Consider the following 24,487-nt stretch of genomic DNA (forward strand, 5'->3'; position numbering starts at 1 on the left):
CGCGGAACGCGATCATTCTTCGGGGCGCGCGTCGCATGAGTCAAGGGGTGGGAGGGGGCGAGACGACGGCGGCTCTCAGCCGGTGTGCAGCCACACCCGCAGTGGCCCGATCGGGGTGAACCCCTGGCTGACCGCGGCTTCCAGGCTCTCGCCGCTCTCGTATCCGACGGCCGGCAGGCCGGGCCAGAGCCGGGCGGCCTCCGTCAGGCAGCCGGCCCAGGCGGACTCCTCCCCGCCCGGTGCGTCGTCCGCCGCGAACAGATTGGAGATGCCGACCACGGACTCACCGGGGCTCGCGATGGCGCCCGCGACGATCCGCCCCTCGGCGTAGGCGGCGAGGAACGTCGTGCCGTCGGAGAGCAGCCCCGGGCGGAACAGGCCCGTGCTCTCCTCGCCGTCGTTCCACGCGGTCTCCCACGCGGGCAGGGTCTCGGCGTTCTTGAGCGGTTCCCAGCCAAGGTGCGCAGCAGCGGGGGGTGCGCCCGCTTCCCGGTGGATCCACTGGGCCTCGAACAGCACCTCGAAGCCCAGCGGCTCCAGGTCCAGGCAGGCGAAGCTGTCCTTGACGGAGCAGCCCGGTGACGCCGTGTCGATCCGCGCCACCAGGTCGCCCGGCGAGACGTCGGGGGTGAGCGAGACGGCATCCGGATACAGCGGCGGCGTCCGCCGCGCGCTGGTCCAGGCCCCTGCGCCGAACTCCCCCGCCAGGCCGTGCGCGCGGCAGACCGCGTCGCACCACTCGGCGTTGTTGCGGGCCGCGGCCGCTGCCCATTCGCTCTCGGTGATCACGAGCTGATGGTGCCAAGCGGAAGGGGCCGCGTCCACGGGATAAGCGTCCACGGGATGAGCGCTCCGGTCCGCCGACCGGACCGGAGCGCCCTCGCACCCGGGTCAGGAACCCGGGCACCCCGCCGGGTCCGGCCGCGAAGCGTCGCTGATCAAGGCCTCATGCGCTGCCTTGAGCCGCTTCACGTCGGGCTTGACGACCCTGCGGTCGTACGTCAGCAGGCCGTTCAACTCGCCCTCCACATCCGAGATCTGGGTGTAGACGGCGCCGTTGCCGCCCTTGCAGGCGAGCGCGTGCACCTCGTCGAGCTTGGTGAGGTAGTCGTCCGTGTACGTCGCCGGATCGACGTCGACGTAACTCTGCTGGACGGACCACGCGTGGCCGGGCACCGCGAGTCCGAGGCCGCCGTACTCCCCGTTGATCAGGGCCCGTTCACCGTCGGGCTTGGGCGGGAGTGCCGGGCTCGGGTAGCCGTGTTCGTCCATGATGTCGCCGGTGCCGCCGTCGCGCCCGAGGTTGAGGCCCGACATGCCGTTGACCAGGCGGGTCGGGTCCCAGGACTTGGCCTGGGTGGCGATGCGGCCCTCGTCGTACTGGCCCCAGCCCTCGTTGAAGGTGACCCACATGACGATCGACGGGTGGTTCGCGTGCTCGTCTATCATCTGCTTCATCTCGTGCTCGTACTGGGCGCGCGCCGACGTGCTCGGATTGCGGTCGGACCGCATCGACGGCATGTCCTGCCAGACCATGAGGCCCAGCTTGTCCGCCCAGTAGAACCAGCGGTCGGGCTCTACCTTGATGTGCTTGCGGACCGAGTTGAAGCCCATCTCCTTGTGCATCTTCAGGTCGTACGCGAGCGCCTCGTCGGTCGGCGCCGTGTGCAGGCCGTCCGGCCAGAAGCCCTGGTCGAGCGTGGCCATCAGGAACTGCGGCTTGCCGTTGAGCATCGTGCGCGGGGTGCCGTTCACCTTCTCCACCGCGATGGTGCGCATCCCGAAGTAGCTCCTGACGCTGTCGCGGCCGACTGTGACCTTCAGGTCGTAGAGGAAGGGGTTGTCCGGCGACCAGAGGCGCGGCTCGGCGATCTTCAGCGTGAGCGGTGTGCCCGTGCGTCCGCTCGCCTCCGCGACCTTCTTCTTCCCCTCGTACGCGACCGCCTTGACCGGCACTCCGTCGCGCACGCCCTTGGGCTCGACGGTGACCTGCTTGGTGGCGACGTCGGGCGTGATCTTGAGTGAGTCGGCGTGATCGACCGCGACCGGCTCCATCCACACCGTCTGCCAGATGCCGGACGACGGGGTGTACCAGATGCCGCTGGGGTCGAGGCGCTGCTTGCCGACGGGCGGGTTCTCGCCGTCCTTGGAGTCGGTCGGGTCATAGACGCCGACGATCAGTTCCTGGGTCCTGCCCGGCTTCAGGGCGTCGGTGATGTCGGCGCTGAACTTGTCGTAGCCGCCCTTGTGTTCGGTGACCTTCTTACCGTTGACGAACACCTCGGAATGCCAGTCGACGGCGCCGAAGTTGAGCTTGAGGCGCTTGCCGTCGCCGACCTTCCAGCCCTGCGGGACGGTGAAGGTCCTGCGGTACCACATGCGGTCCTCGTGCCGTTCCACGCCGGAGAGCTGGGACTCCACGGGGTAGGGGACGAGGATCTTCTCGCCGAGGTTCTGGCCGAACGGGGGCTTCTCGCCGGCCTTGGCCGACGCGAACTGCCAGGAGCCGTTGAGGTTGCGCCAGGCGTCGCGGGTCAGCTGGGGGCGCGGGTACTCGGGCAGCGCGTTGTCCGGGCTCACGTCGTCGGCGAACTTGGTGCGCAGCTGGTGCTCGGAGTGGTTGGGGCCGCTGCTCCAGAAGGCTGCGACCTCCTTGCCGTCGTCGCCGGCCAGGCCGCCCTTGCCGTCGTAGCGGAGATCGGCGGTGCCCTTGGCGTTGCCTTCCTTGTTGCCGACCACCGGCTCCTTGAGACCCACGAGGAGCACGCGGGAGTCCTTGGGGTCGGCCTTGACCGTGCTGATCGGCCACTTGGCGCCGCCGATGACGGCTTCGATGTGGTCCGCGAGGCCGCTCGGCGGCGCGGTCAGCTTCTGCGCGAAGTCGAGCCTCAGGGTGCGGCCGTCCTTGAGCACCGTCGCGGAGGTGGCGCCGTCATAGTCGAAGCCGTCGGGGAGGCGGAAGGCCGACTGCGGGACGGCTTCCTTGGTGCCGCCGGGCTCGGTCCAGCGCAGGTGGAGGTTGGAGCCGCCGTAGTGCTCGAAGTACTCGACCTTGATGTCGTAGGCCTTGCCGGCCGTCAACTCGAGTGGCTGGGCGGTCTGTTCCTTGTCCCAGTCGTCGACCCAGTGGTCGATGGCGAGCTTGCCGTCGACCCAGAGCCGGAAGCCGTTGTCGCCGATCATGGAGAAGGTGTGGGGGCCGGTCTTCTCCGGGACGACCTTGCCGGTCCAGCGGACAGTGGCGTCGTCGGCCTTTCCGGTGGCGAAGGTCAGGCGCGGGTCGAGGTTGTCGAAGTCGATCTTCTGGTCGAAGCCGGTGGCCTTGAGCTCGTGGAAGTCGAAGGCTCCGGGGGCGGACTGGGTGTAGTACTCGCCCTTCAGGCCGTGGACTTCGGGGGGTTCGTCGGCGGCTGTCGCGGCCGGAACCGCGGTGAGTCCGGCGAAGGCGAGGGCGACGGTGAGCAGCAAAATCAGTCGCTGCCGTACTCGTCCGGGTCGGATGGGGCGCACAGATCCTCCGTAGCTCGAAGCGGTGCTTGAAGGCTGAGGAAGGGGGTGGCGGCTGACCGCCGCAGTCTGTACAACGAATCTGTACAACGTTGGAAGGAACGGCAGTTGGCATGACAGCACGCTCTCCGGCGCGCTGTCCAGGGCCATGACGAACACCCCAGGACAGGGGTGCACCTCGACGCAGGGAGCTGCACGTGCGGGTTAGCCTCAAGGACGTCGCGGAGCGCGCGGGCGTCTCCATCAAGACCGTCTCGAACGTGGTGAACAAGTATCAGCACGTCACCCCGGCGATGCGGGCGCGCGTACAGGAGGCCATCGACGAGCTGGGCTACCGACCGAACCTGACGGCACGTCACCTGCGCAAGGGCCGTACGGGGATCATCGCCCTCGCCGTTCCCGAGCTCGGCAACCCGTACTTCGCCGAACTGGCGGGCGCGGTCATCGACGCGGCGGCCGAGCACGACTTCACCGTCCTGCTCGACCACACCCGTGGCGAACGCGAGCAGGAGGTCCTGGTCAGCCAGGGTTTCCGGGCCCGGGTCATCGACGGTCTGATCCTGAGCCCGCTTGAGCTCGAATCGGCCGACCTGCTCGGCCGCGAGGGCGACGTTCCGCTGGTGCTGCTCGGCGAGCGCCAGTACGACCTGCCCTACGACCACATCGCGATCGACAACGTCGCGGCAGCACGCACGGCGGTACGCCACCTCATCGGCCGCGGCCGCGCCCGCATCGCGTATCTCGGTGCCCGCACGGACTCCGCGAACCAGCCGGCGAATCTCCGACTCCAGGGCTGGCGCGAGGAGTTGACGCAGGCGGGGATCGCCGCGCCGGACAACCTGGTGGGTCCGGTCGGCGGCTGGAACCGCTGGGACGGAGCGAAGGCGATGGCGCGGATGCTGGACGCGGGGGTACGGCCCGACGCGGTGTTCGCGTACAACGACCTGGTGGCGATCGGCGCCATGCGCGTGCTGCACGAGCGCGGCCTGCGCGTGCCGTGGGACGTGGCGGTGGTCGGCTTCGACGACATCGCCGAGGGGCAGTTCGGGGCGGTCACGCTGACCACGGTGTCGCCGGACAAGCAGGCCATCGCACGCCTCGCGGTGGCCTCGCTGCTGCGGAGTCTGGAGGGCTCGGGAGAGCCCGAAGGGCGTGAACTCACCGCGGAGTTCCGCCTGGTGGAGCGAGAGAGCACGCTGGGCCGACGCTGAGCCGTCGGCCTGCTCCGCTTGCGCGGAGGGTTTACAGCCCTCTTCCAACGATGTAAAAAGCTCCCCGTACCGCCGAGTTGACCGTAAGAGCCGATCCTCCCGTGCGCGCTCTCAGCGCCGGGGCCGTGCCGTTTTGGGGACTCCATGAAGCCGACCACACGCCTTAGCCGCACCTCAGCCAGGACCCTCCTCGCCGCCGGCCTCGCCGCGAGCCTCGCGCTCGCCACCGGATGCGCCAAGTCCGAGGATGACGGCGACAAGAGCTCCGCGTCACAGGATCAGGGCGACTCGGGCCAGGTCGTGTCGGAACCGAGCGAGGGAAGCGGCCCGACCTGCGCGATAGACGCCTACGGCGGCAAGAAGCTCGATCTCAAGAGCGCCACCGTGGGCTTCTCCCAGTCCGAGAAGGAGGCCAACCCCTTCCGCATCGCGGAGACGGCGTCCATCAAGGCCGAGGCGAAGAAGCGCGGCGTCAAGCTGCTCACCGCCAACGCCCAGTCGCAGTTCTCCAAGCAGATCAGCGACGTCCAGGACCTCATCGCCAAGGGCGCCGACCTCCTTGTCATCGCCCCGCTGAACTCCGACGGCTGGGAGCCGGTGCTTCGCTCGGCCTCCGCCAAGCACATCCCGATCGTCACCATCGATCGCAAGATCAACGCCAAGCCCTGCAAGGACTACGTGAGCTTCATCGGCTCGGACTTCGTGGAGCAGGGCAAGCGCGCGGCCGACCAGATGATCAAGTCGACCGGCGGCAAGGGCAAGGTCGCGATCCTGCTCGGCGCCGCGGGCAACAACGTCACCACCGAACGCACCAAGGGCTTCGAGGACCGCATCAAGGAGAAGGCCCCCGACCTGAAGGTCGTCTTCAAGCAGACGGGCGAGTTCGCCCGCGAGAAGGGCCAGCAGGTCACCGAGCAGCTCATCCAGTCCAAGCCGGACATCACCGGGATCTACGCCGAGAACGACGAGATGGGCCTCGGCGCCGTCAACGCCCTCAAGGGCGCGGGCAAGAAGGCCGGTGACGTGAAGATCGTGACGGTCGACGGCACGCGCAACGCCGTGCAGGGCATCGTCGACGGCTGGATCGACGGCGTCATCGAGTCGAACCCGCGCTTCGGTCCGCTCGCCTTCCAGACCCTGGACACCTTCACCCAGGGCACGAAGGTCTCGCAGGACATCGTCATCAAGGACAGCGCCTACACGAAGACCAACGCCGAGGCGGACCTCGGCAAGGCGTACTGAGATGCCGGACGTCCTCTCGGTATCGGACCTCACCAAGACATTTCCCGGCGTACGCGCCCTCGACTCGGTCGACTTCACCGCGCGCGCCGGTGAGGTGCACGCCCTGATCGGCGAGAACGGCGCGGGCAAGTCCACGCTCATCAAAGTCCTCACCGGCGTGTACGCACCGGACACGGGCAAGCTGACGTACAACAACCGCCAGGTCGCCTTCGCCACCCCGCTCGAGGCCCAGCACGCGGGCATCTCCACCATCTACCAGGAGGTCAACCTCGTCCCCCTGATGAGCGTGGCCCGCAATCTCTTCCTCGGCCGCGAGCCGCGCGGCCGCCTCGGTCTCATCGACTTCCGCCGCATGCACCGCGAGGCGGAAGAGGCCCTCAAACGGCTCGGTATAGGCGTCGACGTACGCCGCCCCCTGCGCGAACTGGGCGTCGGAACACAGCAGATGGTGGCCCTGGCCCGAGCGGTCTCGGTAGACGCGCAGGTCGTCATCATGGACGAGCCGACGTCGTCCCTCGAACCGCGCGAGGTCCAGACCCTGTTCGGCGTCATCCGCATGCTGCGGGACCGCGGCATCGCGGTGATCTACGTCAGCCACCGCCTGGAGGAGCTCTACGAGGTGTGCGACACGGTCACCGTGCTGCGCGACGGCAAGCGGGTGCACACGGGGCCGATCGCGGAGCTCGACCGGCTACGCCTCGTCTCGCTCATGCTGGGCCGCGAGATCGGCGAGGTCCGCGAAGAGGGCGTGACCAAGTTCTCCGGAGAACACGCCCCCGATACACAACCAGTCCTCCAGGCCAGAGACCTGACGATGCGCCACCACTTGCACGGCGTGTCCGTCGATATCCGCCCGGGCGAGGTCGTGGGGCTCGGCGGCCTGCTCGGCTCGGGGCGCAGCGAGACGGCGAAGGCGATCGCGGGAGCGCTGCCGACCGACTCGGGCAACGTACTGATGGCCGGTAGCCCGGTCCGCTCCGGCTCACCCCCGGCCGCCATCCGAGCCGGGATCAGCCTCCTGCCCGAGGACCGCAAGGCCGAGGGAATAGTCCCCGGCCTCTCGGTCCGCGAGAACATCGCACTCGCGGCGCTCCCCCGCCTCTCCCGCCTCGGCCTGGTGAACGAGGCCGCGATCGACTCCATCGTGGACACCTTCATGAAGCGCCTGCGCATCAAGGCGTCGGGCCCCCATCAGAAGGTGGGCGAACTCTCGGGCGGCAACCAGCAAAAAGTCCTCCTGGCCCGCTGGCTGGCGATGAACCCGAAGGTCCTCCTCCTGGACGAACCCACCCGAGGCATAGACATCGGCGCGAAGGCCGAAGTCCAAAAGCTCATAGACGAGTTGGCGAACGACGGCCTTGCGGTCCTCCTCATCTCCTCCGACATGGAGGAACTCATAGAGGGATCAGACCGAGTCGTAGTCCTCAAGGACGGCACCGTGATCGAGGAACTGACCGGCTCCACAGTCACAGAGGACGCCCTGATGCGAGCGATAGCAACGACAGGGGTCCCCGGTGAGTGACCGACACCCGACGACGGCCTGCAGCCGCCATTCCGAAGCAAGGACGGACATACCGGCGCGGCCCCGCCCCACAACCGGACCAGAGGCGAAAACCCGCACCCGACACCTGACCCGGAGCACCCGGAGCACCCGGAGTTCCCATGACTGACCTCGCCCTGGGCCGCTCGGCGGCAGACCGCGAGCGATACCTCCGCCTCCTCCAGAACTACGGCGTCTACGCAGGCGTAGCCGTCCTGCTCCTCCTCAACATCGCCCTCACCCCGCACTTCCTCTCCGCCGAGAACTTCCGCACCCAGGCAGTCCAGGTAGCCCCGGTCCTCATCGTCGCGCTCGGCATGGCACTGGCCATCGGCAGCGAGGGCGTGGACCTCTCCGTGGGCTCGGTCATGGCACTCTCCACGTCCCTCCTCTCCCTCTACCTCGGCTACGGAACGTGGATCGCCCTGATCGTCGCGGTCATAGGCGGCGCGGCCATAGGCATCGCGAACGGCTCCCTCATCGCCTTCATCGGCGTCCAACCCATCGTCGCCACCCTGGCGTTGATGGTCGCCGGCCGGGGCCTCGCCCTGGTGCTCCTCCCCCAGCTCAAGGACGTACGCGACCCGACGATGGCATCGCTCGGCTCGGGCGACGTCCTCGGCATCCCCTATCTCGTCCTGATCGCGGCAGCACTCGCACTCCTCGTCGCCTTCGTCGTACGACGCACCACCTTCGGCCGCCAGCTCCTCGCCATCGGAGACAGCCGCCCGGCCGCGCGCCTGGCGGGACTCCCCGTACGCCGCGTCCTGATCCTCGTCTACGTCTGCTCCGGAGCGCTTGCCGCCATCGCGGGCGTCCTGGCAACAGCCCGTCTCACCGCGAGCGACCCGACCTCACTCGGCAACCTGATGGAACTGTCCGCCATCACGGCGGTCGTGGTCGGCGGCACTCCGCTCAGCGGCGGACGCGTACGCATCGGCGGCACCGTAGCCGGCGCCGTGCTGATCCAACTGCTCACCGCCACGCTCATCAAGCACGATCTGCCGCCCTCCTGGACACAGATCGCCCAGGCCGTAGTGATCATTCTCGCCGTCTACGCGGCACGGGAGAGGGGCAAGCGGTGACCGGCACCGTCCTATCCGAGGCCAAGCCCATGAAGAAGCCAGCGGACGAGCAGACCGGCGCGAGCCGCTCCGAGCGCGTCAGCGCACTCGCCCAGCAGCACGGCGCCCTGGTGACCCTGGTGGTCGCCGTCATCGCGGCGTCGCTCAGCTTCGACACGTTCCTGACCGGCGACAACCTGGAGAACATGGCGGTCTCGTCCGCCTTCCTCGCGGTCGTCGCGCTCGGCATGACGTTCGTGATCATCACAGGCGGCATCGACCTCTCCGTGGGCTCACTCTTCGCCCTCGGCGGGGTCCTCGCGGCCTGGGGTTCGCAGTACGGGACAGCGGTGGCCCTCCTCCTGCCCCTGGCCGTCTGCGGACTCATCGGCCTGGTCAACGGCCTGCTCATCGCCCGCTCCCGCCTTGCCCCCTTCATCGTGACGCTGGCCGCGATGCTGGGTGCGCGCGGCATCCTCCTGTCCATCACCGACGAGGGCTCAAAGACCTACCTGGTCGACAAGGACTCCTTCTTCGCGACGCTCGGCCAGGAAAAGATCCTCGGCGTCGGAGCCCCGGTCTGGATCACCCTCGGCCTCTTCGTCGCCGGCGCGGTGGTCCTGCGCCGCAGCCGCTTCGGCCAGTACGTGTACGCGGTCGGCGGCAACGAGGACGCGGCGGCCCTCATGGGTGCGCCGGTGGCCCGCACGAAGGTCACCGTCTACACCCTCTCCGGCCTCTGCGCGGGCCTCGCGGGCGCGCTCAACGCGGCGTGGCTGGTCTCGGGCGTCACCATCCTCGGCTCGGGCATGGAACTGGAGGCGATCTCCGCGGTCGTCATCGGCGGCACGCTGCTGACCGGCGGATTCGGCTTCATCAGCGGCTCACTCGTCGGTGTGCTGCTCCTGAAGGTCATCCAGAACGTCATCAACCAGATCGGCTCGCTCGACTCCGCCTACCAACAGGTGGTCAGCGGCGCCTTCTTGGCGCTCGTCGTGATCGCGCAGACCTGGCTGGGCCGCAGACGCCGGGTGCTGTAGAGGACACTGCCAGGGGCCCACTACATGGGCACGACCTGCCCCTTCCCCAGGGCGATCACGCCCCCCTTCGACACCGTGTAGAGCTCTTCGTCCCGCTCGGGGTTGACCCCGATCGTCGCCCCGGGCGGGACGTCCACGTTCTTGTCGAGCACAGCGCCCCGCACCACCGCTCCCCTGCCCACGCGGACGTTGTCGTGCAGGACCGATCCCTGCACGACCGCCCCGTCCTCGATCGTCACGCCGGGCGAGAGCACGGAGCGTGTGACCTGCCCCCGGATGACGCAGCCGGGGCTGACGATGGACTCGCTGGCGATGCCGGCCGCGCAGAACTTGGCCGGCGGCAGGCCGTCGGAGTGGGTGTAGATGGGCCAGCGCCTGTTGTCCAGGTTGAAGACCGGCTGGTCGGAGATCAGGTCCATGTGCGCTTCGTAGTACGCGTCGAGCGTGCCGACATCCCGCCAGTAGCCGTGGTCGCGCGGGGTCTCCCCCGGCACGCGGTTGTCGTCGAAGTCGTACACCTGGGCGAGGCCGCGCTCGGTGAGCATGGGCAGGATCGAACCGCCCATGTCGTGCTTGGAGTTGTCGTCCTCGGCGTCCTGCTGGATGGCGTCGACGAGGGTCTTCGTGGTGAAGACGTAGTTGCCCATGGACGCGAACACCTCGTTCGGTAATCCGGGCAGGCCGGGCGGGTCGGTGGGCTTCTCCAGGAAGCGGTCGACGCGCGTGCCGTCCCGGGCGGGCCTGATGATGCCGAAGGACGACGCCTCCGAGCGCGGCACGCGGATTCCGGCGACCGTCACCCCGGCGCCGCTCTCGAAGTGCTGGCTGAGCATCTGCCGAGGGTCCATGCGGTAGACGTGGTCGGCGCCGAACACCGCGATGTAGTCGGGCTGTTCGTCGTGGACGAGGTTGAGGGACTGCAGGATCGCGTCGGCGCTGCCCAAGTACCAGCGCGGGCCGAGGCGTTGCTGCGCCGGGACCGGAGTGACGTAGTTGCCGAGAAGGCTGGACATCCGCCAGGTGGTGGTGACGTGCCGGTCCAGGGAGTGCGACTTGTACTGGGTGAGTACGCATATCCGCAGGATGTCGCCGTTGACGAGATTGGAGAGCACGAAGTCGACGAGGCGGTACGTGCCGCCGAACGTGACCGCTGGTTTGGCCCGGTCGGCCGTGAGGGGCTGCAGGCGTTTTCCCTCACCGCCCGCCAGGACGATTCCGAGCACCGAAGGTCCACCGCGCATCGCGCCGCCCCCTTAACTGGGATCACTTGGACTCGAGTAACTCCTCGTACACGTCGGTCGTGCGTCGCGCGACCGCGTCCCAGCCGAACTCCTCGACGGCCCGGTCGCGTCCGGCCGCGCCCATACGGCTCGCGGTGCGCGGATCGGCGACCAGTTCGTTCAGGGCCTGGGCGAGCCGGGCCTCGAAGGCTGCCGGCTCCCTCTCCTCGTACGGGACGAGGAGCCCCGTGCTCGTGTCGGCGACGACCTCGGGAATGCCGCCCACATCCGATGCCACGACCGGGGTGCCACAGGCCATCGCCTCGAGATTGACGATGCCGAGCGGCTCGTACACGGAAGGGCAGACGAATGCCCGGGCGTGAGTGAGGAGTTGGATGACCTGGGGGCGCGGCAGCATCTCCGGGATCCAGTGGACTCCGGCGCGGGCGCGGCTCAGCTCCTCGAAGAGGGTGCGGAACTCGGCGTCGATCTGCGGGGTGTCGGGGGCTCCGGCACAGAGCACGAGCTGGGCGGCGGGGTCCAGTTCCTTTGCGGCGCGCAGCAGATGGGGCACGCCCTTCTGCCGGGTGATGCGGCCGACGAACAGGACGTAGGGCCGCTCGGGGTCGATCCCCAGGTGTTCGAGGACGTCCGTGCCGGGGTCGGGGCGGTACAGGCCGGTATCGATGCCGTTGTGGACGACGTGCACCTTCGCCGGGTCGATGGCGGGGTAGCAGGTGAGGATGTCGGCCCGCATGCCACGCGATACGGCGATCACCGCGTCGGCGGCCTCGACGGCGGTGCGCTCGGCCCAGCTGGAGAGGGCGTAACCGCCGCCCAGCTGCTCGGCCTTCCAGGGGCGCAGGGGCTCCAGGGAGTGCGAGGTCATGACGTGCGGGATGCCGTGCAGGAGCTTGCCGAAGTGGCCCGCGAGGTTGGCGTACCACGTATGGGAGTGGACGAGGTCGCACCCCGCGAGGGCGGCCGCCATGGAGAGGTCCACGGAGAAGGTGCGCAGGGCGTCGTTGGCGCCGTCCAGGCAGCCCCACGCCTGGTGACGTACGGGCCCGCGGGCGGTCTCTCCATTCCCCCAGCAGTGCACGTCGACGTCGACGAGGGCCTCCAACTCCCGTGCGAGGAACTCGACATGGACTCCGGCGCCGCCGTAGACGTCCGGCGGATACTCCCGGGTGAGCAGTCCCACTCGCACGCAGAGCCCTCCGTCCGTCCGCCCCAGCCGTCGGTCGCCCGCCCCCTCATGGTCACCCAGAAGCGCCCGGCGGGGAAGAGGCCCGCACCGACCTCTGGGGCGGCCGGTCGAAGCAGCAGTCACCGCACAGACCGCCACTCGGGCAGCGGTAGTAGAGGCAGCAGCTGCGGCGGCGGAACGCGGTGCCGGTCAGGGTTCCGGTGCCGCACAGGTCGGGATGGTCGAAGAGTTCGGCGGCCAGGGCCCGTGCGCGCTCCGCCACGTCGGCACGTCCCTTGCGGCGGGCCCAGGTGTCCAGTTCGCGGGCCGCCCCGGCGAGCGCGGAGCCCGCGTTGCCCCACAGGAGCGGTGCGGAGATCCGGTGGCGCGTGCGCAAGGCTTCGGCCAGGGGTGCCAGATGTCCGTGCTGCACGATGTCCCGGATGTTCGCGGCGTCGCCCGGCCGCGTCCGCACGTCCGTCAGCCACAGGTCGTCGGGCGAACTGCCGTCCGCATCCCAGTGCAGCAGCCCCGGATCAAGGTCGGGCACCGTCCCGTGGAGTGCGGCAGAGCCGAGCGCCACCGACCACAGCCGTGCCGCGAGCCCCAGCTGCGCCACGGACACCGCGATGCGCGCGTCGGGCGCTTTGAGCCGGGTGGCGACCTTGTCGACGCGGAACGCGAGGGGCCCGCTGTCTCCCGCGTACACCCTTGCCAGGGGCGTCACTTGGGCGCCGCCGGGCGGCGCCCCCGTGCGCAGGGCGAAGAATCCGCCGACGGAGCCGACTTCTGTCAGGTCGAGAGGGGTTTTCACGAGAGCAGAGCCTAGGCGGCCTTGCGGAACAGGGCCGTCCACAGGAAGGGCTCGCCGAAGTACGCGGAGTCGGCCGGTTCGTCGCGCATACGGCGCAGCTCGATCTCCGTGAGGTCGGAGAAGATCCAGCGCAGGGATTGCGCGGTGTAGGCGAGGCCGCCATGGAGTCCGGACGCACGGTAGAAGTCGGCGTCGGGCAGCTCGGAACCGGAGCCCGCCTCCCCGGCGGCGAAGCTGGTGAGGGCGAGGTGGCCGCCGGGAGCGAGGGCGCGGTCGAGCAGGGAGAGGTAGCTGACGCGGCGGTGGGGCGGCAGGTGGTGGAAGCAGCCCGAGTCGTGGATCAGGTCGTACGGGCCGCCGAGTTCTGCCTCCGTGAGCGCGAAGGCGTCGCCGCAGTGGAAGCGGATGTCCGCCCCGGCTCCGTGGGCCCGCTCCTCGGCCCAGGCGATGGCCGCCGGGGAGAGGTCGACGGCGTCCACCTGGAACCCCAGGGAGGCCAGGTACAGGGAGTTGCGGCCGGGCCCGCAGCCCAGATCGAGGGCTCGGCCCGGCGTGAGCAGGCCCCGGTCGACGTACGAGGCCAGGTTCTCGTCGGGTTTCGCCACGAAGAACGGGACCGGACGTGAGCGGTCGGTGTAGAAGCCGTCCCACCAGCTCGACGCGTCCGCGGTCCAGCGGTCGGCTTCCGGCGCGAACAGGCCGTCCATGAGCTTCAGGACGTCGTCGACCGTGCGTACGTTCCGGTGCATCCGGACCCCTTTCCACGAGGGTCAAGAATACCGGCGGGCACCATAAAAGGCCAGGTCAGAGGCCACTTCGTCTGATACTTTCCACTCCTTGCGACGGCCTGGACGAGGGTCTCGGCGGGGGTGGGTACGCAAGAATTTTCGAGATTCTGGATGATCCGCCGAACCGCGGCGTAACCCACCCGGGGGAGGACATCTTCCGGGTAGTACTCCATCGGCAGTAGGACCCAATGCCTGCTGAGGTACGACGACGTGGAGCGAAATTCGCGAGATCGTAGTGAGTATGGAAGCCGACCGTTCGCCGCGCCGGACGCCCCGGGCCCACCAGGGGGCGCAACACAAGCCGTGGAGCACCTCATGAGTGCCCTCACGGTCGCCGTGCTGCTCTCCCTCGTCTCCGCCGTGGCGTACGCGGGCGGGGCCATTCTGCAGGAGCGCGTGGCCGTCAGCACGCCGGAGCGGCGGTACGCACCGCTGCGCCGCGGTGTCTGGTGGGTCGCCATCGCGCTGAACGGCCTCGGTGCGCTGCTTCACGTGGTGGCGCTCGCGTACGGGCCGCTGAGCGTGGTGCAGCCGCTGGGCGCCCTGACCATCGTCTTCGCCCTGCCGATGGCCGCCCTCTTCGTGCGCCGCAAGGCAGGGGCCACCGCGTGGCGCGGCGCCCTCATGGCGACCGTCGGCCTCGCCGGGCTGCTCTCGCTGACGCAGTCGGCCGACGCGCAGTCCCTGGACGACGCCGAGCGGGTCATGGTCGCGCTGGTGACGGCGGGCGCCGTGGTGGCGCTCATGGTCGTGGCGCACGCGGTGCACCGTCATCCGGTGGTGCGCAGCGTGCTGCTCGCCAGTGCGGCGGGCGTCGCCTTCGGTATCGCCTCGGTGTTCACCAAGACGGTGGCGGTGGACTGGGAGGCGCACGAACCCCTGACGCGTCAGCTGCCCAGCCTCGCCGTGATCGCGGTCCTTGCGTCGGCCGGCGTACTGATCTCGCAGGCCTCGTACCGCGGCGCGGGCCTGACGGCGCCGCTGTCGACGGTGACGGTCGTGAACCCGGTCGTGGCGGCCGCGGTGGGCCTGACGCTCTTCGGCGAATCGTTCCGCTACGGCTCCGCGGGTACGGCCGTCGCCCTGGGCTTCGGAGTCGTCGCGGCCGGCGGTCTGATCCTGCTGACCACGGAGCGGATCGGCGCGGCGCAGGGCGTCTCGGCGTCGACGGTGCCGGTGGCCAAGGGCGGTCCCGCGGCGGCGGACACGGTGCCCCCGAAGGCGCGGGCGCACGAGCTGCCCGCGGTGCCCTCCCAGCCCGTGGCCGGGCCGCACCGGCGGGTGTTGTTCCGCCATGGCCACGGACGCGAACGCATCGGCTTCTGACAGCGGAGAACCCGCAGCACGTCCTGAAGCCCCTGGGGATTCCCCAGGGGCTTCGGTCGTTCAGGCGGAGCGGCCGCGTCAGATCCGGACGCCGCCGGCCCGCAGATAGGCGAGCGGATCGACGTCGGAGCCGAAGCCCGGCCCCGTCCGGATCTCGAAGTGCAGATGCGGGCCCGTGCTGTTGCCCGTGGAACCCGAGCGCGCGATGCGCTGCCCCGCGCCCACTTTCTGCCCGGCCTTCACGGTGAGCGCCGAGAGGTGGCCGTACTGGGAGTACTTTCCGTCGGCGTGCCGGATCACCACTTCGTAGCCGTACGAGCCGCCCCAGCCGGACGAGACGACCGTGCCCGCGGCGACGGACTTCACGGAGGTCCCGGTGGCCACGGGGAAGTCGACTCCCGTGTGGTACCCCTTCGACCAGGAGCCGCCGGCCGCACGGTAGGGGGTGCTGGGCGACGCGGCCACGGGTGCGGAGAAGCCCTGCGCGGCCTGGGCGGGCTTCGCCTTGTTCGGCTCGGCCTTGGGCTTCTCTGCCTTGGGCTTCGGCTTCGGTTCGGCCCGCTGCTTGGGCTCCGTGCGCTGCTTCGGCACGGCCTCCGGCTGGTCGGCCTTCTTCTGCGCGGCCTGCAGCGCGAGCCGCTGGCCCGGCGTGATCAGGTCGGGGTCGCCGCCGATCGTCGAGCGGTTGGTCTCGTACAGCTGCTGCCAGCCGCCGTTCACCCGGCGCTCGTCGGCGATCTGGGAGAGCGTGTCGCCGCGGACGACCGTGTACATCTGACCGCGGCCCGCTGTGGACTGCGGGGTCACTTCCGGCTTGACGTCCTTGACCTCGCGCTGGGGGGCCTTGGGCGCCGCCTTCTTGGGCGCGCTCATCGGCGTGATGTCGGGCGCGTCACCGCCGCGCGTCAGGCCCGCCCGCTCCGAGCAGACCGGCCAGGCCTGCGGGCCCTGTGCCTTGAGCACCTTCTCGGCGACGGCTATCTGCTGGTCCTTGGTGGCGCGGTCGGCGCGCGGGGCGTAGACCGTGCCGCCGTACGCCTCCCAGGTGGACTGCTTGAACTGGAGGCCGCCGTAGTAGCCGTTGCCGGTGTTGATGCTCCAGTTGTTGGTGGACTCGCAGGCGGCCACCTTGTTCCAGGTGTCGACGTCCGCCGCCGCGGCCGTGCCCGTGCCGATCAGCGGCAGCGCCATCCCGGCGCCGCCCGCCGTGACGGTCAGCGACGCGCGGTTGATCCGGTTCGGCTGATACCGGCGGTGTCGACCGCGTAAGGCCATGAGAGCTCCCTGAAGTCACACACATCACAGTCACGTCGGACACACGACAAGGCGGCAAGTTAGCCGGTCCGACCGAGCCCTGACAAGGGTGCGCGACCGAGGGAACGCCCGACCGGTCAGCCCTTCAAGTGCTGCGGGATCCACTGGAGTTGGACACTCTGCTGGTAGGGGCCACCGCCCTCGTGATCGTTGAAGGCGTACACCTCCATCGAACGCTCCGCCCCCGCATAGGAGTTGTGGGCCGCGAACACGGTGGACGGCGGGCACGTCATGTCCTCCAGGGCCGCCGAGAAGAGGGCGGGCGCCGTGCCGCGCGCCGCGAAGTGCACGCCGTCGAAGTAGGAGAGCGTACGAAAGACGCGCTCCTCGACCCCTCGCTTCGCCTTCATGTAGAGCGCGATCTCCCGGTACGGCGGCCGGTCGGTGAGGGTCGCGGCGCGCGGGAAGTCGCACAGGAACGGCACGTCGGCCGCGATCGCCGCCAGGTCGTGGACGAGTCCGCCGACGGCGAGGGTGATCCCGCCGCCCTGGCTGCCGCCGACCGCCGCGACGCGCGAGGAGTCGACCAGCGGATGCGCGCGCGCCGCCTCGACGGCCCGTACGCCGTCGGTGAAGACGCGCCGGTAGTAGTACTCGTGAGGGTCCTCGATACCGCGCGTCATGTAGCCGGGGTAGGCGGGCCCGCTGCCGACCGGGTCGGGAGTGTCGCCCGCCGAACCGCCGCTGCCCTGCCCCCGGGTGTCCATCACGAAGTGCGCGAAGCCGGCGGCCGACCACAGCAGCCGCTCGTGCGGGAGTCCGCGGCCGCCGCCGTATCCGATGTACTCGACGACGGCGGGCAGCGGCTCGGTCGTTCCGGCGGGCAGTATCAGCCAGCCCCTGACCGGGTGGCCGCCGAAGCCCGCGAACGTCACGTCGAGGACGTCGACCGTGCTCAGGTGCGCGTCGACGGGAACGAAGCGGGCGTCCAGATCGTGTTCGCGTGCGGCCGAAAGGGTCTTCTCCCAGAACGCGTCGAAATCCTCGGGCTCGTTCGCTTCCGGCCGGTAGCGGCGCAGTTCGTCGAGTGGCATGTCGAAGTGGGACACGGGCGACTCCTCCGTCGGACACAGTGTCGGAATGTCACGCTACGCCGCGGGGCGATACTGGCGAACACAGGCGGCACTTCCACTTCCAGGAGCCACGGTATGAGCAGCACGTCAGCCCAGATCGGTGTCACTGGCCTCGCGGTCATGGGGCGCAATCTGGCCCGCAACTTCGCACGCAACGGCTACACCGTCGCCCTGCACAACCGCACGGCGGCCAGGACCCACGCCTTGGTCGAGGAGTTCGGCCACGAGGGCGAGTTCATCGCCACCGAGACCGCCAAGGAGTTCGTGGCGGCGCTCGAGCGCCCGCGCCGTCTCGTCATCATGGTGAAGGCGGGCGAGCCCACAGACGCCGTGATCAAGGAGTTCGCGCCGCTCATGGAGCCGGGCGACATGATCATCGACGGCGGCAACGCGCACTTCGCGGACACCCGGCGCCGCGAGCGTGAACTGCGCGAGCAGGACATCCACTTCGTCGGCACCGGGGTCTCGGGCGGTGAGGAGGGCGCGCTGCTCGGCCCGAGCATCATGCCGGGCGGCTCCGAGGAGTCGTACGCCTCGCTCGGGCCGATGCTGGAGAAGATCTCCGCGAAGGCCGAGGACGGCCAGCCGTGCGTCACGCACGTCGGTCCGGACGGCGCGGGGCACTTCGTGAAGATGGTGCACAACGGCATCGAGTACGCGGACATGCAGCTGATCGCCGAGGCGTATCAGCTGCTGCGCGATGTGGCGGGCTACTCCCCCGCGCAGATCGCGGACATCTTCCGCACCTGGAACACCGGCCGCCTCGACTCGTACCTGATCGAGATCACGGCGGAGGTCCTCAAGCACGTGGACGCCGCGACGGGCGAGCCGTTCGTGGATGTGGTCCAGGATCAGGCCGAGCAGAAGGGCACCGGCCGCTGGACCGTGCAGATCGCCCTCGACCTGGGCGTCCCGGTGTCGGGCATCGCCGAGGCGGTGTTCGCCCGGTCCCTCTCGGGCCACTCCGAACTGCGGGCGGCGTCAAAGGACTTGGCGGGACCGACGGCGCGTCCGCTCGACGAGGCCGAGGCGGCGGCCTTCGCCGACCAGGTGGAGCAGGCGCTGTACGCCTCGAAGATCGTGTCGTACACACAGGGCTTCCACGAGGTCGCCGCGGGCAGCGAGGAGTACGGCTGGGACATCGACCTGGGCGCGGTCGCCGCCATCTGGCGCGGCGGCTGCATCATCCGCGCCGCCTTCCTGGACCGCATCCGCGCCGCGTACGACGCGCGCGCGGACCTGCCGAGCCTGCTCTCCGACAAGACGTTCGCGCAGGAGATCGGCGCGGCCCAGGACGACTGGCGCGCGGTCCTGGTCGCGGCCACCCGGCAGGGTGTCCCCACGCCCGGCTTCTCCGCGGCCCTCGCCTACTACGACGCGCTGCGCGCGGACCGGCTGCCGGCCGCGCTCACGCAGGGGCAGCGGGACTTCTTCGGAGCGCACACCTATCGGCGTACGGACCGCGAGGGCTCGTTCCACACGCTGTGGGGCGGGGACCGCACGGAGGTGCGGGCCTAGGGACTGTCGGCTCCCGGCAGGCTCAGCGCCTGTCGGCCCGCCCCGCCGTCAGACCGGCTTCGGCTCCGTCTCGGGCTCCGGTCCCGGCGGCGGGAGCGGGGTCGGCGGCGGGTCCGGCGTGGGCCGCGGCACGGGGCCGGGGCCTGGACCCGGCGTGGGGCGCTCGGGGTCCGGCATCGGATTGGGGCCGCCCGGGTCGGGGATCGGGCTGGGTGGCGTGGGGTCGGGGTACGGGACGGTCATGTCTCCTCCATCAGGGTCGGAGATCGGTCGTGTCCACTCTCTCCCGCCTCGCGTGCCCACGCCTGCCGAGTCCACGCGTCCTGGAGCCGTCCGACCTCAGTCCTGGGTGCGCCTGAGCCGCATGACGGGGATGTCGCGATCCGTCTTGGCCTGATAGTCCGCGTAGGGGGCGAAGAGGTCCACGAGGCCCGGCCACACCCTGGCCTTGTCCTCGGCCGACAAGGTCTCGGCGCGGGCGTCGAACCGCTCCTCCGTGCCCACGCGGAGCCGTACGTCGGGCGCATCGACGAGGTTGCGGTACCACAGGGGGTGCTCGTCGGCGCCGCCGTTGGAGGCCACGATGAGGTAGTCGTCGCCGTCGCGGCCGTAGATCAGCACGGTGCGGCGCAACTGCCCCGTGCGCCGTCCGCGGTAGTCGAGCAGCAGGCAGGGGACACCCTGCACCCCGGTGCCCTTCGTGCCGCCCGACTCCTCGTAAAGACGGGCCTGGTCGGCCACCCAGCCGGTGGGACTGATCACGGCTTCCTCGCCCTGCTGCGCCATGTCCGCTCCTGTGAAGTGTGAAAGTCGAAGGGGTACGCGGGAGATGAGCAATCACCCATCTCCCGCGGCCAGCCTACGACTTGACCCTCGCGTCACACCGGGCGACTGCCGCGCGCAGTCCGGGGCGGGGACTGGAGATGACCGGCACGGGCAGGGTGGCACGGTCCGCCGCGTCCGCCATGGACGCTTGGGCGAGGACGACGGAGTCAACGCCGTCCAGGGCGTCGACGGCAGCCGCGATCAGGCGTACGTGGCCTTCCCTGTCGCCGGCCTCGAACCGCTCCCAGGCGCCTGCCACCAGGACCGTCGTGACGTCGACGGGCCGCCCCGCGCGGGCGGCCTCCTCCTCTACCAGTGCGCGGGTGGGCGCCAGAGTGCTCTCCAGGGTGGCGACGCCTGCCACGGACCGCCCCGCGGCGACGGCGGCGGCCGCCATGGGCCGGTCGACCCGCACGAGAGGAACGCCGACGGCTGCGGCGCGGGCCTCGGTGACGGCGCCGATCGTCGAGCAGGTGCAGAGCACGACGCCCGCCCCCTCGGCGACGGTCCGCACCAGCAGCTCCTGGATGTCGTCGGCCACCGCGTCAGGACCCTCGGCACGGGCCCGCGCGAGCAGATCCTCGTGGACGAGGTGCCGCAGGGCGAACCCCGGATGGTCCTGGTCCCGCAGCCCTTCGAAGACGGGGACGTGGACGGGCGAGGTGTGCAGCAGGGCGAGCGTCGCGCTCACCATGCGGCGGGGTCCCACTTCACCTTGTCCAGGGCCGCGCTCACCAGCTTGCCGGAGGGGACGGGCGCCTCCTCGGGGTGCTGCTCGGCCCACTTCACGACGTACGGGCACAGGGGCGCGACGGCGACGCCTTCCCGCGCCGCCCTCGCGTACAGCTCCCTGGCCAGCGACCCCGCGATGCCCTCACCCTCGTGTGCCGCCACCACTTCGGTGTGTACCGGCACCAGGGCGGACTCGGGGGCGTCCAGCGTGAAGTAGACGATCTGACCGACGACTTCACCGTCCGTGAGCGCCTTGATGGCGCCGCGCGCCCGGTCGTCGCGGATCTCGATCCCACTGCTCATCGGCTCTCCTGGAGGTCTCGCACCGCCTGTGGGCTGCGCGCCATGTCGTCGGCGCCCGGTACCGGCGCGGCCGCGTCGTCGCCGAGGGCCACGATGCGGTTGTCCTCGCCGTCGACGTGCACGACCTTGGGCCGCAGGGTGCGTGCCTCGACGTCGTCGACCTGGGCGTAGCTGATGATGATCACCCTGTCGCCGGGGTGTACGAGGTGGGCGGCCGCTCCGTTGATGCCGATGACGCCGCTGCCGCGTGCGCCCTCGATGGTGTACGTCTCCAGGCGGGCGCCGTTGGTGATGTCGACGATGTGCACGAGCTCGCCGGGCAGCAGGTCGGCGGCGTCGAGGAGGTCGGCGTCGATGGTGACGGAGCCTACGTAGTGCAGGTTCGCCTGGGTCACCGTTGCGCGGTGGATCTTGGACTTGAACATGGTGCGCAGCATGAAGGCACTCCGGGAGGTAGGCTCCCTGCCTGCTTTATTGCAGGTCAAGGGCTGTTTCCTCAGCGTACAACGTGTCGCGTGTTCGGGTAGCGTTCCGCAGGTTTTCAGGACTCACGCCGACTGATCGCCGACTTTCCTGATGACCCGTCAGGCATTGGACCGGGAGCGAGAAACGGCCCTTTCTCTCCGTTCTTCGCGTCAAGGACGCGGTGCAGAAACAGCCGCTGGGTGCCCGTTGTGGCTGACTCCGTCAGAACTGCACGCCCGGCCAACCCAGAAGTCGCGCGCCGATCACCGCGGTCTGCAGCGTGTAGCGGTGCACGGGGTCGGCCGGGTCGGCGCCGGTGAGCCCATGGATGCGGGACAGGCGGTAGGTGAACGCGCGCACGCTCAGCGAGAGGCGCCGGGCCGCCTCCGCTGCGACACAGCCCGAGTCGAAGTAGGCGGTGAGGGTGTCGATGAGTGGCTCCGCACCGCCGCGGGCCGTCCGCAACGGGCCGAGGGTGTTGAGCACCAGGTCGGCCATGGCCTGCCGATCGCGGGTGAGCACGGGGTAGACGAGGAGGTCGGCGGCGTGCAGCACGGGTGCGTCGAGCTCCAGGCGCTCCGCCAGATCCAGGGCATTGAGCGCTTCCTCGTACGAGTGAACGACGCCGCCCGGGCCTGGCCGCGGGCGGCCCAGGGCGACGCGCCCGCCGTCAGTGGCCGCGTACGCCTGCTTGGCGAAGTAGGCCAGGACGTCCTCCTGGTCACCGGGGGCGATGCAGATCAGACGCCCGTCCTTGGTGGTGAGCAGGATGCTGCGGTCACCGAACCGGCCGATCAGGGCGCGCTCGACCTCACGGGGCACCGCGTCGCCGTCTTCGTAGGCAGCCTCTCCCTGGGCCACGGCGACGGCGTGTTCGTAGGACAGGCGGAGCCCGAAGCGTTCGGCGCGCTCGGCCAGCAGGCCCAGATCGCTGCGGCCGTAGAGCAGGTCATCGATGAACTCCCGGCGTGCGGCCTCCTCTTGGCGTACGGCGACCCGCTGGGCCCGCTCATAGCCTTCCGCGAAGGCGTCGATGACCTGGGTGGCGACGGCGAGCACGCTGTCGGCCGAGGCGATGGCGCCCGGCCAGTTCACGCGGGTCTCGGTCAGGTGGGTCACCACCAGGGAACGCAGTCCGAGTCCGGCCTCGGCCGCGCGTTCGCCCAGGAGGCGGCGCGATTCGATCTCGTCACGGGTGAGACGGCGGCCGGTCGCGGAGGCGTCCGCGAGGATGCGGGCGTACCCGTCCAGATACTTCTCCGGTATGTCCTGCCCCGCCATGTCCGCCCCCAGGCTCCTCTTGATGGATCGTTCACGCCTTTCTAGCGCAGGCGTGGGGCGCATGTACCGACGGGGTCGGGGGGCCCAGCAAGCGTGACGCCACCGTCATTCGGACAGGCTGTCCGTTCATCGTGCACTTGTTTCCGCAGGTCAGGAGCGCCGCAGGTCAGGAGCGTGGGACGTTACGCCCATGTTGATGTCCCGCTCGGGACGTATGAACTCAACTGCCGGAAGTCTGCCCCCTGCGCGGCACCTGGGGCGACTGTGCGGCCTCGGCTTCTGCCTTGGCGTCGCTCACCGCGGCGGCGGCCTGCTTCTCGGCCTCGTCGGCAGCCCTGGCAGCGTCCAGGGAGAGTGTCGAGCCTGCGTCGAGCCCGGCAATCCGGCTTTCGTCCGACGTGTCGTCGGCCTCGGTAGTGCCTGGTTCCTCAGGTTGCGCGGGTTTGGGAGCACCCGGCGTCGACTCATCACCGAACGCACGACTGACGGTCCGAACCGCCTCAGTCAGCTCCCCCGGGATCACCCAGAACGTGTTGTTGTCGCTGCTCGCCAAGTGCGGCAGTGTCTCCAGGTACTTGTAGGCCAGGACCTTCGGATCGGCATTGTTGCGATGGACGGACTGAAAGACGAGCTCCACCGCCTTCGCCTCACCGTCCGCCCGCAAGATCATGGCTTGCTGCGTGCCCTGTGCCTCCAGGATGTCCTTCTGCTTCGTGCCTTCCGCGGTAAGAATTTTGGCTTGTCGCTCCCCTTCGGCGTGCAGAATGGCCGCGCGCTTGTCACGCTCGGCCCGCATCTGCTTCTCCATCGCTTCCTTGATGGTGGTCGGTGGATCGATGGCCTTGATCTCCACGCGGTTGACCCGGATGCCCCACTTGCCGGTGGCGTCGTCGAGGACGGCACGCAGCTGGGCGTTGATCTCCTCACGCCCGGTGAGCGTCCCCTCCAGATCCATGCTGCCGATGACGTTGCGCAGCGTGGTCACGGTGAGCTGATCGATCGCCTGCAGGTAGTCGGCAACCTCGTAGGCCGCCGCCCGCGGATCGGTGATCTGGTAGTAGAGCACAGTGTCGATGTTGACCACGAGGTTGTCCTCAGTGATCACCGGTCTGGGGTCGGACGAGTAGACCTGCTCGCGCACGTCGAGTTTGGTGTTGATGCGATCCGCCACCGGCAGGACCAGATTCAGGCCCGGTTGCAGCGTCCGGCGATATCTGCCGAAGCGCTCGATGTTGTAGCGGCGTGCCTGCGGAACGATCCGCACGGTGGAGGCCACAAGGAAGACGACAACAAGGGCCGCCACAAGAATGAGGATGACAACGGGATCCACAATGCCTCCGTCGCTGTGCGTTCAGCCGTTCATGGCAGGAGTTCGCGGGGGTAGACGACGGCCGTGGCGCCTTCGATCTCCATGACGTCCACCAGTGCTCCCACCGGGATCACCAGGCCTTCGTCTAGGGCGCGTGCGGACCACTGTTCGCCGGAGAGTTTGATCAGGCCTCGGGTCGCGGTGACTTCCTGCAAGACCTCGGCCCGCTTGCCGACCAGAGCGTCACTGCCGTCGCGCATGAGGGGTTGCTGTGCCATGTGCCGCAGCGCGACAGGGCGGGCGATGAGCAGTCCCGCTGCCGCTGCCACGCCGAGGGCCACGAGCTGACCGAGTAGGCCGATGCCCACGCCGGCGACGACGGCGGCAACCAGCGCTGCGCCCGCCAGCAACCCGAAGACCAGTGTCAGAGTGAAGAACTCCGCGACACCCAGGACCCCCGCGGCGAGCAGCCATACGTACCACGGCATGGAATCGCCCTCCTTCAGGGGCCTTGTCCTCCAAGTTACCTCCCGGAGCGCCAGGCAGAACACGGACGACAGCTGATGTTCGCGATCGTTGAGAGGTACACGCCGATCGGCAGCGACACTCACCGGGAGCTGAATGACTGTCGTGATCATGAACGTTCACGAAAACAATCAAGGACCGTGGCGAATCAAGCAGCAGCGACGCCTCTGACCTGTGCAGATGACCAAGCGTTAGATCTTG

At 69.5% G+C, this 24,487-nt stretch carries 23 protein-coding genes; 7 read left to right on the top strand and 16 right to left on the bottom strand.

Annotated elements, in window-relative coordinates; genetic code table 11:
• Positions 1–75: 75 nt before the first annotated feature.
• Positions 76–786 carry a hypothetical protein gene (locus tag ACZ5WE_RS24715; RefSeq protein ID WP_467692352.1) on the bottom strand — a complete coding sequence of 237 codons (711 nt, stop codon included), beginning with the start codon at positions 784–786 and terminating at the stop codon, positions 76–78.
• Positions 787–891: 105 nt separating this feature from the next.
• Entirely contained in the window at positions 892–3,501 is a 2,610-nt protein-coding gene (locus tag ACZ5WE_RS24720) for a PA14 domain-containing protein (RefSeq protein ID WP_467692354.1), read from the bottom strand.
• A 203-nt stretch (positions 3,502–3,704) separates the two neighbouring features.
• Between ACZ5WE_RS24720 and ACZ5WE_RS24725 the strand changes: the two genes are divergently transcribed.
• The 5 genes from ACZ5WE_RS24725 to ACZ5WE_RS24745 all read left to right on the top strand — a co-directional run bounded on the left by ACZ5WE_RS24725 (position 3,705) and on the right by ACZ5WE_RS24745 (position 9,604).
• Entirely contained in the window at positions 3,705–4,718 is a 1,014-nt protein-coding gene (locus ACZ5WE_RS24725) for a LacI family DNA-binding transcriptional regulator (RefSeq protein WP_467692263.1), read from the top strand.
• Between the two features lie 144 nt (positions 4,719–4,862).
• Positions 4,863–5,960 carry an ABC transporter substrate-binding protein gene (locus ACZ5WE_RS24730; protein ID WP_467692265.1) on the top strand — a complete coding sequence of 366 codons (1,098 nt, stop codon included), beginning with the start codon at positions 4,863–4,865 and terminating at the stop codon, positions 5,958–5,960.
• 1 nt (position 5,961) lies between these two features.
• A complete protein-coding gene (locus ACZ5WE_RS24735) occupies positions 5,962–7,482 on the top strand; it encodes a sugar ABC transporter ATP-binding protein (protein WP_467692267.1) in 1,521 nt (506 codons plus the stop codon).
• Between the two features lie 140 nt (positions 7,483–7,622).
• The gene (locus tag ACZ5WE_RS24740; protein ID WP_467692269.1) at positions 7,623–8,585 is read left to right on the top strand and encodes an ABC transporter permease; all 963 of its coding nucleotides are present in this window, start codon (positions 7,623–7,625) and stop codon (positions 8,583–8,585) included.
• 29 nt (positions 8,586–8,614) lie between these two features.
• Positions 8,615–9,604: an ABC transporter permease gene (locus tag ACZ5WE_RS24745; protein WP_467692356.1), complete on the top strand. Its 990-nt coding sequence runs from the start codon at positions 8,615–8,617 to the stop codon at positions 9,602–9,604.
• A gap of 20 nt (positions 9,605–9,624) precedes the next feature.
• On the opposite strand, the gene glgC is transcribed toward ACZ5WE_RS24745, so the two are convergent.
• From glgC to ACZ5WE_RS24765, 4 genes are read right to left on the bottom strand one after another with little or no spacing between them, the layout of a single operon-like run.
• Positions 9,625–10,845, bottom strand: coding sequence for a glucose-1-phosphate adenylyltransferase (gene glgC / locus ACZ5WE_RS24750; protein ID WP_467692271.1), 1,221 nt, complete (start codon positions 10,843–10,845; stop codon positions 9,625–9,627).
• A gap of 22 nt (positions 10,846–10,867) precedes the next feature.
• Positions 10,868–12,034 carry a glycogen synthase gene (glgA, locus tag ACZ5WE_RS24755; RefSeq protein ID WP_467692272.1) on the bottom strand — a complete coding sequence of 389 codons (1,167 nt, stop codon included), beginning with the start codon at positions 12,032–12,034 and terminating at the stop codon, positions 10,868–10,870.
• Positions 12,035–12,086: 52 nt separating this feature from the next.
• Positions 12,087–12,827 (bottom strand): IucA/IucC family C-terminal-domain containing protein, encoded by a 741-nt coding sequence (locus ACZ5WE_RS24760; protein ID WP_467692274.1) that lies wholly within the window; start codon positions 12,825–12,827, stop codon positions 12,087–12,089.
• An 11-nt stretch (positions 12,828–12,838) separates the two neighbouring features.
• Positions 12,839–13,576, bottom strand: a complete 738-nt coding sequence (locus ACZ5WE_RS24765) for a class I SAM-dependent methyltransferase (RefSeq protein WP_467692276.1) — start codon at positions 13,574–13,576, stop codon at positions 12,839–12,841.
• A gap of 354 nt (positions 13,577–13,930) precedes the next feature.
• On the opposite strand from ACZ5WE_RS24765, the gene ACZ5WE_RS24770 reads away from it, so the two are divergent.
• Positions 13,931–14,941, top strand: coding sequence for a DMT family transporter (locus ACZ5WE_RS24770; protein WP_467692277.1), 1,011 nt, complete (start codon positions 13,931–13,933; stop codon positions 14,939–14,941).
• A gap of 78 nt (positions 14,942–15,019) precedes the next feature.
• Here ACZ5WE_RS24770 and ACZ5WE_RS24775 read toward each other — a convergent pair whose 3' ends face one another.
• Both ACZ5WE_RS24775 and ACZ5WE_RS24780 read right to left on the bottom strand, forming a co-directional pair.
• Positions 15,020–16,216: a transglycosylase family protein gene (locus ACZ5WE_RS24775; RefSeq protein WP_467692279.1), complete on the bottom strand. Its 1,197-nt coding sequence runs from the start codon at positions 16,214–16,216 to the stop codon at positions 15,020–15,022.
• A 116-nt stretch (positions 16,217–16,332) separates the two neighbouring features.
• Positions 16,333–17,304 (bottom strand): acetylxylan esterase, encoded by a 972-nt coding sequence (locus ACZ5WE_RS24780; protein ID WP_467692281.1) that lies wholly within the window; start codon positions 17,302–17,304, stop codon positions 16,333–16,335.
• Between the two features lie 99 nt (positions 17,305–17,403).
• On the opposite strand from ACZ5WE_RS24780, the gene gndA reads away from it, so the two are divergent.
• Entirely contained in the window at positions 17,404–18,846 is a 1,443-nt protein-coding gene (gene gndA, locus ACZ5WE_RS24785; RefSeq protein ID WP_467692283.1) for an NADP-dependent phosphogluconate dehydrogenase, read from the top strand.
• A 48-nt stretch (positions 18,847–18,894) separates the two neighbouring features.
• Here the strand turns inward: gndA and ACZ5WE_RS24790 are convergent, their stop codons facing one another.
• The 8 genes from ACZ5WE_RS24790 to ACZ5WE_RS24825 form a co-directional block, all read right to left on the bottom strand.
• The gene (locus ACZ5WE_RS24790; RefSeq protein ID WP_399393755.1) at positions 18,895–19,089 is read right to left on the bottom strand and encodes a hypothetical protein; all 195 of its coding nucleotides are present in this window, start codon (positions 19,087–19,089) and stop codon (positions 18,895–18,897) included.
• 96 nt (positions 19,090–19,185) lie between these two features.
• Positions 19,186–19,632, bottom strand: coding sequence for a nitroreductase family deazaflavin-dependent oxidoreductase (locus ACZ5WE_RS24795; protein WP_467692285.1), 447 nt, complete (start codon positions 19,630–19,632; stop codon positions 19,186–19,188).
• A gap of 73 nt (positions 19,633–19,705) precedes the next feature.
• Positions 19,706–20,365, bottom strand: coding sequence for an aspartate/glutamate racemase family protein (locus ACZ5WE_RS24800; protein WP_467692358.1), 660 nt, complete (start codon positions 20,363–20,365; stop codon positions 19,706–19,708).
• Positions 20,359–20,706: a GNAT family N-acetyltransferase gene (locus ACZ5WE_RS24805; RefSeq protein ID WP_467692286.1), complete on the bottom strand. Its 348-nt coding sequence runs from the start codon at positions 20,704–20,706 to the stop codon at positions 20,359–20,361. The genes ACZ5WE_RS24800 and ACZ5WE_RS24805 overlap by 7 nt, the downstream gene beginning before the upstream one ends.
• Positions 20,703–21,143: an aspartate 1-decarboxylase gene (gene panD / locus ACZ5WE_RS24810; protein WP_467692288.1), complete on the bottom strand. Its 441-nt coding sequence runs from the start codon at positions 21,141–21,143 to the stop codon at positions 20,703–20,705. The genes ACZ5WE_RS24805 and panD overlap by 4 nt, the downstream gene beginning before the upstream one ends.
• A gap of 250 nt (positions 21,144–21,393) precedes the next feature.
• The gene (locus ACZ5WE_RS24815; protein ID WP_467692289.1) at positions 21,394–22,452 is read right to left on the bottom strand and encodes a PucR family transcriptional regulator; all 1,059 of its coding nucleotides are present in this window, start codon (positions 22,450–22,452) and stop codon (positions 21,394–21,396) included.
• A gap of 220 nt (positions 22,453–22,672) precedes the next feature.
• A complete protein-coding gene (locus ACZ5WE_RS24820) occupies positions 22,673–23,782 on the bottom strand; it encodes an SPFH domain-containing protein (protein WP_467692291.1) in 1,110 nt (369 codons plus the stop codon).
• A 29-nt stretch (positions 23,783–23,811) separates the two neighbouring features.
• Positions 23,812–24,249 carry an NfeD family protein gene (locus ACZ5WE_RS24825; protein WP_467692292.1) on the bottom strand — a complete coding sequence of 146 codons (438 nt, stop codon included), beginning with the start codon at positions 24,247–24,249 and terminating at the stop codon, positions 23,812–23,814.
• Positions 24,250–24,487 lie beyond the last annotated feature (238 nt).

Source organism: Streptomyces sp. NPDC033180 (assembly GCF_055577645.1).

What these genes read in the sequence shown, in the direction of transcription:
- ACZ5WE_RS24730 (WP_467692265.1), top strand. Translation starts at nt 4,863, where the DNA reads ATGAAGCCGACCACACGCCTTAGCCGCACCTCAGCCAGGACCCTCCTC.
- ACZ5WE_RS24735 (WP_467692267.1), top strand. Translation starts at nt 5,962, where the DNA reads ATGCCGGACGTCCTCTCGGTATCGGACCTCACCAAGACATTTCCCGGC.
- ACZ5WE_RS24740 (WP_467692269.1), top strand. Translation starts at nt 7,623, where the DNA reads ATGACTGACCTCGCCCTGGGCCGCTCGGCGGCAGACCGCGAGCGATAC.
- ACZ5WE_RS24745 (WP_467692356.1), top strand. Translation starts at nt 8,615, where the DNA reads ATGAAGAAGCCAGCGGACGAGCAGACCGGCGCGAGCCGCTCCGAGCGC.
- glgC (WP_467692271.1), bottom strand. Translation starts at nt 10,845, where the DNA reads ATGCGCGGTGGACCTTCGGTGCTCGGAATCGTCCTGGCGGGCGGTGAG.
- ACZ5WE_RS24765 (WP_467692276.1), bottom strand. Translation starts at nt 13,576, where the DNA reads ATGCACCGGAACGTACGCACGGTCGACGACGTCCTGAAGCTCATGGAC.
- ACZ5WE_RS24770 (WP_467692277.1), top strand. Translation starts at nt 13,931, where the DNA reads ATGAGTGCCCTCACGGTCGCCGTGCTGCTCTCCCTCGTCTCCGCCGTG.
- ACZ5WE_RS24775 (WP_467692279.1), bottom strand. Translation starts at nt 16,216, where the DNA reads ATGGCCTTACGCGGTCGACACCGCCGGTATCAGCCGAACCGGATCAAC.
- gndA (WP_467692283.1), top strand. Translation starts at nt 17,404, where the DNA reads ATGAGCAGCACGTCAGCCCAGATCGGTGTCACTGGCCTCGCGGTCATG.
- ACZ5WE_RS24790 (WP_399393755.1), bottom strand. Translation starts at nt 19,089, where the DNA reads ATGACCGTCCCGTACCCCGACCCCACGCCACCCAGCCCGATCCCCGAC.
- ACZ5WE_RS24795 (WP_467692285.1), bottom strand. Translation starts at nt 19,632, where the DNA reads ATGGCGCAGCAGGGCGAGGAAGCCGTGATCAGTCCCACCGGCTGGGTG.
- ACZ5WE_RS24800 (WP_467692358.1), bottom strand. Translation starts at nt 20,365, where the DNA reads ATGGTGAGCGCGACGCTCGCCCTGCTGCACACCTCGCCCGTCCACGTC.
- ACZ5WE_RS24805 (WP_467692286.1), bottom strand. Translation starts at nt 20,706, where the DNA reads ATGAGCAGTGGGATCGAGATCCGCGACGACCGGGCGCGCGGCGCCATC.
- panD (WP_467692288.1), bottom strand. Translation starts at nt 21,143, where the DNA reads ATGCTGCGCACCATGTTCAAGTCCAAGATCCACCGCGCAACGGTGACC.
- ACZ5WE_RS24815 (WP_467692289.1), bottom strand. Translation starts at nt 22,452, where the DNA reads ATGGCGGGGCAGGACATACCGGAGAAGTATCTGGACGGGTACGCCCGC.
- ACZ5WE_RS24825 (WP_467692292.1), bottom strand. Translation starts at nt 24,249, where the DNA reads ATGCCGTGGTACGTATGGCTGCTCGCCGCGGGGGTCCTGGGTGTCGCG.